The 13,039-nt window shown below is 59.8% G+C and carries 8 protein-coding genes and 2 tRNA genes; 4 read left to right on the forward strand and 6 right to left on the reverse strand.

The genetic code is table 11. The features are described 5' to 3' along the window. Positions 1 to 72: 72 nt before the first annotated feature. From BLU39_RS23200 to BLU39_RS23210, 3 genes are all read right to left on the reverse strand, one after another. Positions 73 to 149 (reverse strand) — tRNA-Asp (locus BLU39_RS23200). Positions 150 to 203: 54 nt separating this feature from the next. Further along, a tRNA-Val gene (locus BLU39_RS23205) sits at positions 204 to 279 on the reverse strand. A 99-nt stretch (positions 280 to 378) separates the two neighbouring features. Then, complete coding sequence (locus BLU39_RS23210; RefSeq protein ID WP_092717476.1) at positions 379 to 2,538, reverse strand: S9 family peptidase; 2,160 nt, start codon at positions 2,536 to 2,538, stop codon at positions 379 to 381. Positions 2,539 to 2,680: 142 nt separating this feature from the next. Here BLU39_RS23210 and dinB point away from each other — a divergent pair, with 142 nt between their 5' ends. After that, on the forward strand, positions 2,681 to 3,856 hold the full coding sequence (dinB, locus tag BLU39_RS23215) for a DNA polymerase IV (protein ID WP_092717479.1): 1,176 nt from the start codon (positions 2,681 to 2,683) through the stop codon (positions 3,854 to 3,856). A gap of 118 nt (positions 3,857 to 3,974) precedes the next feature. After that, positions 3,975 to 4,871 (forward strand): recombination-associated protein RdgC, encoded by an 897-nt coding sequence (locus tag BLU39_RS23220; RefSeq protein ID WP_092717482.1) that lies wholly within the window; start codon positions 3,975 to 3,977, stop codon positions 4,869 to 4,871. A gap of 134 nt (positions 4,872 to 5,005) precedes the next feature. On the opposite strand, the gene BLU39_RS23225 is transcribed toward BLU39_RS23220, so the two are convergent. Further along, the gene (locus BLU39_RS23225; protein ID WP_092717485.1) at positions 5,006 to 7,777 is read right to left on the reverse strand and encodes a TonB-dependent receptor; all 2,772 of its coding nucleotides are present in this window, start codon (positions 7,775 to 7,777) and stop codon (positions 5,006 to 5,008) included. Positions 7,778 to 8,297: 520 nt separating this feature from the next. Beyond that, a complete protein-coding gene (locus BLU39_RS23230) occupies positions 8,298 to 8,783 on the reverse strand; it encodes an asparaginase domain-containing protein (RefSeq protein ID WP_034781194.1) in 486 nt (161 codons plus the stop codon). 140 nt (positions 8,784 to 8,923) lie between these two features. On the opposite strand from BLU39_RS23230, the gene BLU39_RS23235 reads away from it, so the two are divergent. Next, complete coding sequence (locus tag BLU39_RS23235) at positions 8,924 to 9,697, forward strand: L-asparaginase (protein WP_092717488.1); 774 nt, start codon at positions 8,924 to 8,926, stop codon at positions 9,695 to 9,697. Here BLU39_RS23235 and BLU39_RS23240 read toward each other — a convergent pair. Further along, on the reverse strand, positions 9,685 to 10,698 hold the full coding sequence (locus BLU39_RS23240) for a D-2-hydroxyacid dehydrogenase family protein (protein WP_092717492.1): 1,014 nt from the start codon (positions 10,696 to 10,698) through the stop codon (positions 9,685 to 9,687). The two genes, BLU39_RS23235 and BLU39_RS23240, sit on opposite strands and share 13 nt — an antisense overlap. Positions 10,699 to 11,025: 327 nt before the next feature. On the opposite strand from BLU39_RS23240, the gene BLU39_RS23245 reads away from it, so the two are divergent. Then, complete coding sequence (locus BLU39_RS23245) at positions 11,026 to 12,897, forward strand: phosphoenolpyruvate carboxykinase (GTP) (RefSeq protein WP_092717495.1); 1,872 nt, start codon at positions 11,026 to 11,028, stop codon at positions 12,895 to 12,897. Positions 12,898 to 13,039 lie beyond the last annotated feature (142 nt).

The following is a 13,039-nucleotide window of genomic DNA, read 5'->3' on the forward strand; positions in this document are numbered from 1 at the left end:
TGTTGATGTGTTTTCTTGTTCTGAAATGGGAAAAGCCCTTCGGTTCAGAGAACCAAAGGGCTTTTCTTTTATTGGCGGAGCGGACGGGACTCGAACCCGCGACCCCCGACGTGACAGGCCGGTATTCTAACCAACTGAACTACCACTCCAAGCTCGTATGATCTGTATTGCTGATCCATGAAGCACTGGACAGTTTTCTGATTTGGTGGGTGCTGAGAGGCTCGAACTCCCGACCTACGCCTTGTAAGGGCGCCGCTCTACCAACTGAGCTAAGCACCCAATGCTTGTCTCAGAAAACCATCCCGACGTTTGTCACCACGTCTGGAAGAGGCGCTATTATAGGACGGGTAAAATCCTTGTGCAAGCGCTTTTTTCACATTATTCCGTGATATTCCACTGCGACAGCATCCACGCCATATTGAAAGCGTTCTCGGCGATGGCGTTGTAACGGCCCGAGGCGCCGCCATGGCCGGCGCCCATATTCGTTTTCAGCAGCAGCGGATTGCCGTCCGTCTTATACGCGCGCAGCTTGGCCACGTATTTCGCCGGTTCCCAGTACATGACCTGGCTGTCGTTCAGGCCCGTCGTCACCAGCATGGCCGGGTAATTCTTGCGCGCAATGTTGTCGTATGGCGAGTAGCTGAGCATGTAGTCGTAGGCCGCCTTCTGGTTCGGGTCGCCCCATTCCAGGTATTCGCCCGTCGTCAGCGGCAGGCTGGCGTCCATCATGGTGTTCATCACGTCGACGAAGGGCACGGCCGCGTGCACGGCGTGGAACAGCTCGGGACGCATGTTGACGACGGCGCCCATCAGCAAGCCGCCCGCGCTGCCGCCCTGGATGATCAGGCGGTTCGGACTCGTCCATTTTTCGCGCACTAGGTAGTCGGCGCTGTCGATGAAGTCATTGAAGGTGTTTTTCTTCTTCATCAGCATGCCGTCTTCATGCCACGCTTCGCCCATGTCCGTGCCACCGCGGATATGCGCCTGCGCATAGATGACGCCCCGTTCCAGCAGGCTGATGCGGCTGATGGAAAAAGTGGCTTCCGTCGAGATGCCATACGAGCCATACGAGTACAGCAGCAGCGGCGCCGAGCCGTCGAGCTTCACGCCTTTCTTGTAGACGAGCCACAGCGGCACTTGCACGCCATCGCGCGCTGTCACCCACAGGCGCTGCGTCGTGTAGCGGCTGCCGTCGAAGCCGCCGACGATTTCCTGTTGCTTCAGCACCGTGCGCTTGCCGTCTTGCATTGCCACGTCGATGACGGTGGGCGGCGTGACGGGCGACTGGTAGGACATGCGAAATTGCGTGGCGGAAAACTCCGGCGTGCCGACGGACGTGGCCAGGTAGACGGGATCGTCGAACTGCACCGTCTTCCAGCTATTGCGCGCGAAATCATGGATGCGGGCGCGGTTCAGGGCGCGCGCCTTTTCCATCACCACCAGGTAACCTTGGAAGACGTCGATGGACTGGATCACGGCATCCTTGTTGTGCGGCACGACGCTCTTCCAGTTCTTCGGCTGCGGGGCGGTCACCGGCGCGCTGACGACGCGGAAATTCTTCGCCTCTTTGTTGGTCAGAATAAACAGCTGGCCGTCGCGGTGCTCGACGACGTAGCGGTGGCCTTTTTCGCGTTTCAGCACGCTCTGGAAACTGCCTTGCGGCTTGTTCGTCGGCAGCAGCAGCACTTCGCTCGTATCCGTGCTGCCCGAGGTGAGCACGAAGAACTGCTTGTCGTGCGTGCGGTCCACATGGATGGCGAACTGTTCCACCGGTTCGTGGTAAACCTGTTGCGGCGCGCCGCCCAGGGCCAGGCGGAACACGCGGTCCGAGCGCTTGGTGGTGGCGTCTTCCTGCGCCAGCATCAGGGTGGCGTTGTTGGCCGCCCATGCCAGGGACGTCACGCGCGGCATGGTGTCCGTGAGCAGCTTGCCTGTCTTCAAATCCTTGACGTGCAGCTCGTACTGGCGGAAACCCGTCGTGTCGGTGGTGTAGGCCAGCAGTTGTTCATTCGGGCTGATGGCAAATGCGCGCACGGCAAAGAATTTGTGGCCTTCGGCCAATTGATTCTGGTCCAGCAGGATTTCCTCAAGCGCCTGCGCATCGTAGGCGCCGCTGGCGCCGACGGGACGGCGGCAGTGAATCGGGTATTGCTTGCCCGCTTCCATGCGCGTGTAATAGTAGAAATTGCCCTGGCGCGCAGGCACGGACAAGTCCACTTCCTGCATGCGCCCCTTGACCTCCGCAAACACCTTGTCGGCCAGCGGCTGGATCGGGGCCGTGACGGCGGCCGTGTAGGCGTTTTCCGCATTCAGGTAGTCGATCACGGCAGGATCGGTTTTCTTTTGCAGCCAGCGGTAGTCGTCCGTGACGACGGTGCCGTGGCGCGTTTCCTGCCAGGCCGTCTTGGCGGCAACGGGGGCCGACATGGTGGCGGCGTCAGCGGCCAGCGCGGATGGCGCCAGCGTGGACAGCAGCAGGGCCGGCAGGATGGATAACCAGGCGGACCGGCGGCGCGCAGCGTGATGGGTGATGGACAAGGCGACTCCTTTGAATAGTTGTGTCAGGATTGTAATCTTGCTATTGAGAAAAGCAACCGCCGTGCGCGTGCGTTTCAGCTTGCATCCACGGGCATTTCCAGCGATACTGTATATAACTACAGTATCCCGCCGCGAGGTGTCCTTGACCGCATCTGCCCCCGTACCCTCCGAACCGCGCCGCTGGATAGCCCACCTGGACATGGACGCCTTCTTTGCCTCCGTGGAATTGTTGAAATATCCGGAATTGCGCGGCGAAGCCGTCGTCATCGGCGGCGGGCGCTTGCAGCAGCCCGTGCTGCAGGAAGACGGCACGCGGCAGTTTGCGCGCATGCGCGACTACGTGGGGCGCGGCGTCGTCACCACGTCGACCTATGCGGCGCGCGTGTTCGGCGTCTTTTCCGCCATGGGCATCATGAAGGCGGCCAAGCTGGCGCCCGACAGCATCCTGTTGCCGGCCGATTTTGAAGCTTACCGCGACTATTCGGCCCGCTTCAAGCAGGCCGTGGCCCAGCTGTGTCCCATCATCCAGAACGTGGGTATCGATGAAATCTATGTCGATCTCACCGAATACGGCGAGCAGGCGCCGGCCATGGCGGCCCGCCTGAAGGCGGCCGTGTTCGACGCCACGGGCCTGTCGTGCTCGATCGGTCTGGCGCCCAACAAATTGCTGGCGAAAATCTGTTCCGACCTGGAAAAACCGGACGGCCTGACCATCCTGCACCCGGAGGATGTCGCCACGCGCGTGTGGCCCTTGCCGGCGAAAAAGATCAACGGCATCGGCCCCAAGGCGACGGCCAAGCTGGAAGCACTGGGCATCATCACCATCGGCGAGCTGGCCCGGGCCGACATGGCCATGCTGCGCACGCAGTTCGGCGACCTGTACACGGGCTGGCTGCGCCAGGCGGCGTTGGGCATCGATGACCGGCCCGTGCAGACGAACCGGGAAACCAAGTCCGTCAGTCGTGAAACGACGTTCGAGCGCGACTTGCAGGTGGTGCGCGACCGCGCCACCCTGTCGGAAAAGCTGGAAAGCCTGTGCACGCGCGTGGCGGGCGACCTCGACAAACAATCGCTGGCGGGGCGCACGGTGGGCATCAAGCTGCGTTTCGAGGATTTCAGCACCGTCACGCGCGACGTCACCTTGCCCAGTGCCACGGCGGATGCCGCCGCCATCCTGCGCGCCAGCCGCGATTGCTTGCGGCGCGTGCCATTTGACAAAAAAATCCGCCTGCTGGGCGTGCGCATCTCCACCTTGTCCGACCCTGCCCTCGTGACGCGGCAGGCGCCGGCCCAGGCGGAGCTGTTTCCCGCCCTGTAGCGGCATTCCCCACGCAGCAACAACACCGCGCCAGTCCGCGCTTTTGACGGCATTTCCGTGTTGAAAGTGTAGAATGGCGTTCCCCTGGCACTACTGAAACAAACGGAAGACAAAAACTATGTGGTTCAAGAATCTTCAGATTTACCGCCTGCCCGCACCGTGGGCTTACACGCCAGAACAACTGGAAGAGGCGCTGTCCTCGAACAAATTTACGCCGGCGACCAGCATGGATCTGATGCGCCAGGGCTGGGATACGCCACGCCCGAACGGCGGCCTGGTCCACGTGGTCAACAAGCAGATGCTGATCCTGCTGGGCACGGAAAAGAAACTGCTGCCAGCGACCGTCATCAATCAGGTGGCCAAGGCCCGCGCTGCCGAGATGGAAGAAGCGCAAGGCTTTGCCCCAGGCAAGAAGGCCATGAAGGAATTGAAGGAACGCGTGGCCGACGAACTGCTGCCGCGCGCCTTCAGCATCCGCAGCAACGTCTGGACGTGGATCGACCCCGTCAATGGCTGGCTGGTGGTCGATGCCGCCAGCCCGGCGAAAGCCGATGAAGTCATCAAGCTGCTGTTGAAAGCCGTCGACAAACTGCCGCTGGAAAGCCTGCGCGTGCAGCGCTCGCCCGTGGCGGTGATGACGGAATGGCTGCAGGCTGACGATGCGCCGGCCGGCTTCACGGTCGACATGGATACGGAATTGCGCGCCACGGGTGAAAGCAAGGCCACCGTGCGCTATGTGCGCCACACCTTGGAAGCGGACGACGTGCGCCGCCACATCGCGGCCGGCAAGCAGTGCACGCGCCTGGCCATGACGTGGAACGACAAGATCTCGTTCGTGCTGACGGAGTCCCTGGCCATCAAGAGCGTCAAGCCGCTGGACGTGATCAAGGAAACGGAATCGAGCACGAAGAACGACGAAGAGCGTTTCGACGGCGACGTGATGCTGATGACGGGCGAGCTCTCCAAGCTGATGGCCGACGTGGTGGTAGCATTGGGTGGCGAAGCGACGGCGTAACAACAGTCATGCCGGTACAAAAAAGGAGCTGCGGCTCCTTTTTTTCGTCTGCGTAATATGTTTCGGCATAAAAAAAAGCGCCTTGCACGGTGAAGTGCAAGGCGCTTTCGGACAAGCTAATTCAAAACGTCACATTAGAACTTGTAGTTGCCGGTGATGTAGAACGAACGCATCATTGGATCGGCGTAGCGTGGGTCGAAACCAACCTGGTGGCCCGACGAAGCGCGCAGCGACAGCGGTGGCGCACGGTCGAACAGGTTTTTGATGCCTGCGCGGATCGTGGTTTGCTTGTCAAAGGCGAAACGTGCTTGCCAGTCGAACGTCGTGTACGACGGTACTTGCAGGCGGAAATCGTCTATTTTGGTTTTGGTGTCCTCGTTGTATACGCTTGCTGCCGCATCGGTGTAGCCGTTACGGTAGTTGACCGTGACCGTGTTGCTCAGGCGGCCCGTATCCAGGGTCGTCGTCAGCTTCATCAGGTTGCGGAACGTGACTTCGTTGGTGTCGCCGAAGAAGTTCATGTTGCTGGTGAACACGTTGTTGCTGCCCGCCTTGGTGTAGTTCGCGTGCAACATGTGCGTACCGCTCAATTGGGCGGTCAGCTTGCCGAAGGAGAACTTGTGGTTGGCCGACAGATCCCAGTCGATACCACGGTATTCCTTCTTGCCGACGTTGACCGACAGTTTCTTGAACGCGTAGTAGGTATTGCCGGTCGATGGCTCCTTGTAGTAATCGAAGCTCGTCGCATACTTGACCGGATCGGCAAATGCCTGATCTTCGGTGATTTCCGAGACGGCATTGCGCAGTTTCACATCCCACAGGTCGGCGCCGAACGAGAAGGCAGAGCTAGGCTCAACACGGAAGCCCAGGGTGAACTGTTTCGATTTTTCCGATTGCAGTTCTGGATTGCCTTCCGATACGGCGTTGTATTGAATTGGTTCGCCGCGGCAGAACTCGGTACCTGGATATGGGCAGGTAAATTTCTTGGCGGTAAAGCCAGCATTGACCAGTGGCTGAGCGATGTCCAGCATGCTTGGCGCCTTGAAGCCCGTGCCGTAGGAGCCGCGGATCAGCACGGTTTGTACCGGCTGCCAGCGTGCCGATACCTTGTAGGTATTGGCGCTGTCTTTTTTACCGACAGTTTTGCTGTTCAGTTTGTCATCGATCGCCTTGACGGCATCGTAACGGCCACCGACGGTCATTTCGAATGACTTGGTCAACGGTGCCAGCAACTCGACAAACGCGCCGTAGGTGTCGCGGCTCATGTCGTAGGCAGCTTTCGTGTTGAAGCTGTAGATGTCGTCACCGGTGGCGCCTGGCGACTGCTCATAGCGGTAGGTGCGGTAGTCGCCGCCGATACCCAGGCTGGCCTTGCCGCCTGGCAAGGAGAACAATTCACGCGAACCGTGCGTGTCGATGCCGCGCATCGTGGTCGATGCGGTACGCACGGAGCCGACGAACTGCGCGCCGGCGACTTGCGCTTGCACGGATGGCTTTTGGCCCAACGCGAACGCATCGAAATCCGGATTGGCCAGGATCGCATTGAAGCCCTGATTTGTCGCGTAGCCGCCGGTGTAACGCTCGTCGATCGAGTTTTGCGACCAGGTCAGGCCGCTTTCGAAGTTCCACGCGCCCAGTTCGCCTTCCACGCCAACCACCATGTGCTTGGTTTGGGTAACGGTCTGGCTTGCACGCAAACCGAAGTCGGTGCTGCGGTAGTTGGCCGTGACCGATTTGATATCAGCCTGTTGCGCTGGCGTCAGGTAAGGTTGCACGTATGTCGCGTAGGCAGCTGGATTATTGAACACCAGCTCGTCAACGTTGGTTTTAGGGTTTTTTACCGTTTGCGCGATCGAGATGGGGATCGGGTTGGCGGCGATACGCGCCGTCAGGTCGTAGCGCGAGTAGGCCAGTTCGGCGAACGCGTTTAGGCTGTCATTGAGCTTGTACGTTGCTTTGGAAAACAGGCTGTCGCGTTTCGATTGCGGCACGATTTCCACGGTGGAACCCGTGTCGAAGCCGCAAGCGCGTGCATTGCCGGTCGTGACGAAGGAGTCGTCAGGGCAATTTCCGTTTTGCCGCAAGTAAGGCGTGAAGGAAGTCGATGCGCTGTTCTTCGTTTTGTAGGCAACAGTGGCGCCTGCTGGCGAAGCCGATGTGCTGGTGCGGTCCCAGATGTAGTTCTTGCCGCCGCGGTTGAATTTCACGAACGAGGTATCGGCGAATTTGCGATCGGTCGCTACCAGTTTCGACTGCTCGTCGTGGCGGTAGGACAGCAGCACGTTGAAACGGTCTTCGTCCAGGTCGCCGAAACCGTAGGTGACGCTGGTATTCCAGGCGTTGCCGCCCTTGTCTTCCGGGCCGCCATAGGTGGCTTCCAGGGTGGCGCCTTGCTGGTTTTTCTTCAGGATGAAGTTCAGTACGCCGGCGATGGCGTCCGAGCCGTACAGGGCCGAAGCGCCGTCGGTCAGGATTTCGACGCGCTCAACGGCGCTCATCGGGATGGCGTTCAGGTTGACCGTGGTGCCGGAACCTTGTGGCGCGATGCGGCGGCCGTTCAACAACACCAGGGTGTAGGACTCGCCGATACCGTGCAGCGATGCACTGGTATTGCCGCCCGAATCAGAACCGGCAGCAACTGCGCCGATGGTGAAGCCTTGCATGGCTGGCAGGGCCTGGATCAGGTCGGCAACCGACGTGGCGCCCGATTTGGCGATCGCTTCTTGCGACAGGCGCTGCACAGGCAATGCGCCTTCGACGGCGATACGCTTGATGCTCGAACCGGTAATTTCAACTTTTTGGATTGCTTCGTCCGCCATGGATTGGCCGGAGAACAAGACGCTACCTGCCAGAACGGTCAGGGCCAGGCGCACGCTGCGTACGCCGATTTTTTCTTTAAATGCCATTGTAACAATTACTCCGTAGTAGTTTTAATAACGACAAGCAGTACACGAGCACCGCTCAAGCCATCGGGTAGATGGCCAGCGGAGGCGTGTACGGTAGGCGGAACCACGTCGGTGGGAAGTGGAAGACTACTTAGCGCAATATTGTTATAAATGCACTTTTAACTTGTCGAGGCGAACATTATGTCGTCTCAGCAAGAAAAAATGCAGCTTAACCGTGTCGGATTTGGCAATAAATTCGAGATACTGAAGAATATTTGATTTAAATGTTAAATATAAAGTTTATATTTATAAATATCGTTGTTTTAAAAAATGATCAATGGCGTTTTTATACAACATTAAATTATTGTATTGGCAATTTGATGTTCTGCCTGCAATAATTTGATGAAAACTAAGGAATTGCAGAATTTATGCCAGGTGAAAATATGTAAAAAAGCCCGCTAAAAGCGGGCTGGTCGAATTGTGACAGAGTGTCGCTCAGGCCGTGTGCCGGTCTGTTTTTTTGCCCTGTCGGGCCATCGGCTTACAAGGGCTGGAATACGCCGGCGGCGCGGTTCTTTTGCACATTGTCCCAGGCGAAGATCTGGCCATTCATGGCCACGTACACGCCTGCCGGCAAGGTTTGTGCCACGCCGCAGGCAAAGCCCAGGTTGAACAGGGCGTCGGAGTTGTCGATTTCGTAGGGAATCATGGCGCCTGTCAAAATCACCGTTTGCTGCAGGTTCGCCGCGCCCAGCACTTGTGCCGTTTCGCGCATGGTGTCGGTGCCGTGGATGATGACGATGGCTTTCTCCTGCGCCGCGCGGCACGAGGCCAGCACGCGCTGGCGGTCCGCATCCTGCATGTCGAGCGAGTCCAGCAGGGGTAATTGCTCCAGCGCCACGGGCGCCGTCATGCGCGCGCGGGCAATCGCTGCCGGCAAATGACTGTCGGAAAAGCCCAGGGTACCGTTCAATTCGTTGTAGTGTTTGTCGAAAGTGCCGCCAGTGGCGAGTATGCGCAAAGTCATGATGTGGTCACGATGTCAGTGGAGAATGACGCGCATGATATCGTGGATTGGCGCCCTTGCGTGAATGGCGCCGCATCTGGAAAATTTGGTCATCTGTGAGTACACTGGTTTCTTTGTTTGCCTGCCACCCCCGACTCCGTATGAAAGCGCTCGCTCCCGGCACCGTCATTTTTCACCGCCACCGCGGCTACGGGGTGATCACGTCCGTCAATTTGCTGACGGGCTGGATCGCCGCCCGTTTCGGCAGCGAGGCGCGGACCCTGGATTTGAACCTGTCGACGGACGACGTGCAGTTCGCCGATGGCGAAGCAATCCTGTTTCGCCGCGCGCCGCCGGACCGCATGCCGCACGCGCGCCTGATGGCCATGGTGCGCGAGCTGCACCAGGCCGGCTATCAAAAGCTGTATCTGTATTCCTGGCCCAAGCCTTCCGGCCTGCACTGGCGCTGGCATTTGTTTACAGGGCCGCGCGACTGGATGCAGCGGCCCTGGCGCGAAGGCTGGTATGGCTCGGGCGCCGATTACAACGTCAACCCCGTGATGGGCTGGGGCGATACGCCCGGCGCCTCCACCGGCGAGTTGATCGATGCGCTGGCCCGGTTCGACCCGCAGGGGCTGGCGCAGGCGCTGGGACGCGACGACGACCACACGGAGTGGTTTGGCCGCGTCTGCGACGCTTTATTACCCCACTACATGTACAGCCTGGACATGCAGCGCACGGCAGGCGAACCCTTGCAAGACATGCCGCCCGTGCCGGTGGTGGCCGTGCGCGCCGGCGTGGCGCCGTACAGCGGGCCGGATATCGCCTGGCCGCCCGGCTGGGCCGGCCTGTGGCGCGGCCGGCACGCGCTGCCGGCGCCCGCCATCCGCATCACGGGCGAGCCCGATCTCATCAAGGGATTTCAGCGCTCCTGAGGGCTTTGCCGCGCATGCGTCAACACCTCGGGGTTGAGCAGGCGCGTGCATTGGCCACGTTCAAAATCGACGATGTTTTGCAAGGCGTAGCGGAAATACAGCTCATAGCTGTCACGCTCGACGTAGCCCAGGTGCGGCGTGGCCAGCACGTTCGGCAGCTGCAAGAGCGGCGAACCTGGCGGCAAGGGTTCATCCGTAAACACGTCCAGCGCCGCGGCGCCCGGGCGTCCCAGCGGCAACGCCGCTTCCAGCGCGCCCTCGGCGACCAGTTCGGCGCGGCTGGTGTTGACGAACAGGGACGTCGGCTTCATGCGCGCCAGGTCCTCTGCCGTTACCAGGCCGCGCGTCTTGTCGGACAGGCGCAAGTGCAAGCTCAGCACGTCGGCCTGCTCGAAGAAGGCTGCACGCGATGCCGCCGCCGTATCGCCGGCCGCCACGGCCGCCGCGCGGCTCGTTTCGCTCCCCCACACGAGGATGGTCATGCCGAAGGCGCGGCCATAGCCGGCGATCAATTGCCCGATCTTGCCATAGCCCCAGATCGCCAGGGTGCGCCCTTTCAATACGGTGCCCAGCGTATTGCGCTGTGGCTCCAGCGACGACGTCTGCCACAGCCCTTCCTGTAAATGTTGCGCGTACGGCACGATCTTGCGCTGCGCCGCCATGATCAGCGCCCACGTCAGTTCGGCCGGCGCCGTGGGCGAACCGATGCCTTCCGCGATGGCGATGCCCAGCTCGGTGGCGGCAGCCACGTCGATGTGCCCGCTGACCTTGCCCGTTTGCGAAATCAGTTTCAGGTTCGGCAGTTTCGACAGCAATGCCCGGTTGAAACTGCTGCGTTCGCGGATCAGCACCAGCGCGTCGAACGGCGCCAGGCGGATCGCCAGCTGGCCCAGGCCTCGTGTTGTATTGCTGAACACTTTGACCTCGTGGCCATCGAGAAACTGGAAACAATCGAGGCCGCGCACGGCATCCTGGTAATCATCGAGTATGGCAATTTTCATGGTGGATGGCCGATTTTAGTAAGGATTTGGTAGGGAAATAACAGGATACGGGAAATGCTGAATAGCCTACTACATTAGTCAGGCTATTCTCCTACATTTTTGCGAGAATAGCCGTTTGGCGGGTGTACAATCGCCGGCACTTTTGAAGCTTCCTGATTATAGTGATAGCGCAAACTGTTCCCGCAGCCTGGGTGCATGATCCAGGTAAACGACACCAGAGCCCTGCCCGCGTGAGCACGCCGCCCGCAGTGAGCCGCAGCCACCTCTCAACGATGCTGCCTGTCTTGCGGAATGACCAGAATTTCTTTTATTGGTATTGGAGGTAATATGAATCAGCCCGTCATGGGTGGCGTCGCCGCACTCAACGTCCCAGCTTATATTAAACAACAGAAACTGATCAACTGGGTGGCCGACATTGCCGCGCTGACCAAGCCGGACCGCATCTACTGGTGCGATGGCTCGCAAGAAGAGTACGAGCGCCTGTGCGCTGAAATGGTTGCCAGCGGCACCATGAAAAAACTGAATGCGGAAAAGCGCCCGAATTCCTACCTGGCCTGCTCGGACCCGAGCGACGTGGCCCGCGTCGAAGACCGCACGTATATCTGCTCGGCAACGAAAGAAGCGGCCGGCCCGACGAATAACTGGACCGAACCTGGCGAAATGCGTCACACCCTGAACGGCCTGTTCGATGGCTGCATGCGTGGCCGCACCATGTATGTCGTGCCATTCTCGATGGGCCCGCTGGGTTCGCCAATCGCGCACATCGGCGTGGAACTGTCCGATTCGCCGTATGTCGCCGTCAACATGAAGATCATGACCCGCATGGGCCGTGCCGTGTACGACGTGCTCGGTACCGATGGCGAGTTCGTGCCGTGCGTGCACAGCGTGGGCGCCCCGCTGGCCACCGGCCAGGCCGACGTGAAATGGCCGTGCAACAGCACCAAGTACATCGTGCATTTCCCGGAAACACGCGAAATCTGGTCTTTCGGTTCGGGCTACGGCGGCAACGCCTTGCTGGGCAAGAAGTGCTTCGCCCTGCGCATCGCCTCGAACATGGGCTACCAGGAAGCGCAAGCTGCCGACAACAATCCGGGCTGGCTGGCCGAACACATGCTGATCCTCGGCGTGGAATCGCCGGAAGGCAAGAAGCATTATGTCGCGGCAGCGTTCCCATCGGCTTGCGGCAAGACCAACTTCGCCATGCTGATCCCGCCGGCAAGTTTTAATGGCTGGAAAGTGACCACCATCGGCGACGATATCGCCTGGATCAAGCCTGGCGCCGATGGCCGCCTGTATGCGATCAACCCGGAAGCGGGCTACTTCGGCGTGGCGCCGGGCACGAACGAAAAAACCAATTACAACTGCATGGCGTCCATGCGCGACAACACGATTTTCACCAACGTGGCGCTGACGGACGATGGCGACGTGTGGTGGGAAGGCTTGACCAAGGAAGCACCTAGCCACCTGATCGACTGGCAAGGCAAGGACTGGACGCCGGCGTCCGGTACCAAGGCCGCGCACCCGAACGCGCGCTTTACTGTTGCGGCAACGCAAAACCCCGTGATCGACTCGGCCTGGGACGATCCGGCCGGCGTGCCGATCTCGGCCTTCATCTTCGGCGGCCGCCGCTCGACCACCGTGCCATTGGTCACGGAAGCGCGCAACTGGGTCGAAGGCGTCTACATGGCTGCCACCATGGGCTCGGAAACGACGGCTGCGGCCGTGGGTCAGATGGGCGTCGTGCGCCGCGATCCATTTGCCATGTTGCCGTTTATCGGCTATAACATGAGCGATTACTTCCAGCATTGGCTGGACATGGGCGTCAAGGTGGGCAAGGTCAACCCGGCTGCCCTGCCGAAGATCTATTGCGTCAACTGGTTCCGTACGGACGAGGCGGGCAAGTTCGTCTGGCCTGGCTTTGGCGACAATATGCGCGTGCTGAAATGGATGCTGGACCGCATCGAAGGCAAGGCGGGCGGCGTGGAAAACCTGTTCGGCACGACGCCGCAGTATGGCGACCTGAACTGGGATGGCTTGCCATTCACGCAGCAACAGTTCGACACCATCACCTCGATCGACAAGGCCGCGTGGGTGGAAGAATTGAAATTGCATACGCAGTTGTTTGAAAAACTCGCGTATCATCTGCCGCAAGAATTGGCAGATAACAAGGCTGCGCTGGAAAAGCGGCTGAGTGCGTAACTAAGTTAGCGTAAAGCGGCACCTGACTAGCGCAGTAGCTTGTCAGGTGTTGAGAGTTGTAGTGGGGGAGAAACGCGCCGGCAAAGACTGGCGTGCGATAAAGGACACGCCGGCAATGACTGGGGTGCTATCAAAAGAGAAA

The sequence above is a fragment of the Janthinobacterium sp. OK676 genome (genome assembly GCF_900103595.1).
Taxonomy (GTDB): Bacteria; Pseudomonadota; Gammaproteobacteria; order Burkholderiales; family Burkholderiaceae_D; genus Janthinobacterium.

Excerpts from the sequence above, each read along its gene's own strand:
- BLU39_RS23230 (WP_034781194.1), bottom strand. The coding sequence starts at position 8,783 with ATGACTTTGCGCATACTCGCCACTGGCGGCACTTTCGACAAACACTAC.
- BLU39_RS23245 (WP_092717495.1), top strand. The coding sequence starts at position 11,026 with ATGAATCAGCCCGTCATGGGTGGCGTCGCCGCACTCAACGTCCCAGCT.
- BLU39_RS23240 (WP_092717492.1), bottom strand. The coding sequence starts at position 10,698 with ATGAAAATTGCCATACTCGATGATTACCAGGATGCCGTGCGCGGCCTC.
- BLU39_RS23220 (WP_092717482.1), top strand. The coding sequence starts at position 3,975 with ATGTGGTTCAAGAATCTTCAGATTTACCGCCTGCCCGCACCGTGGGCT.
- BLU39_RS23225 (WP_092717485.1), bottom strand. The coding sequence starts at position 7,777 with ATGGCATTTAAAGAAAAAATCGGCGTACGCAGCGTGCGCCTGGCCCTG.
- BLU39_RS23235 (WP_092717488.1), top strand. The coding sequence starts at position 8,924 with ATGAAAGCGCTCGCTCCCGGCACCGTCATTTTTCACCGCCACCGCGGC.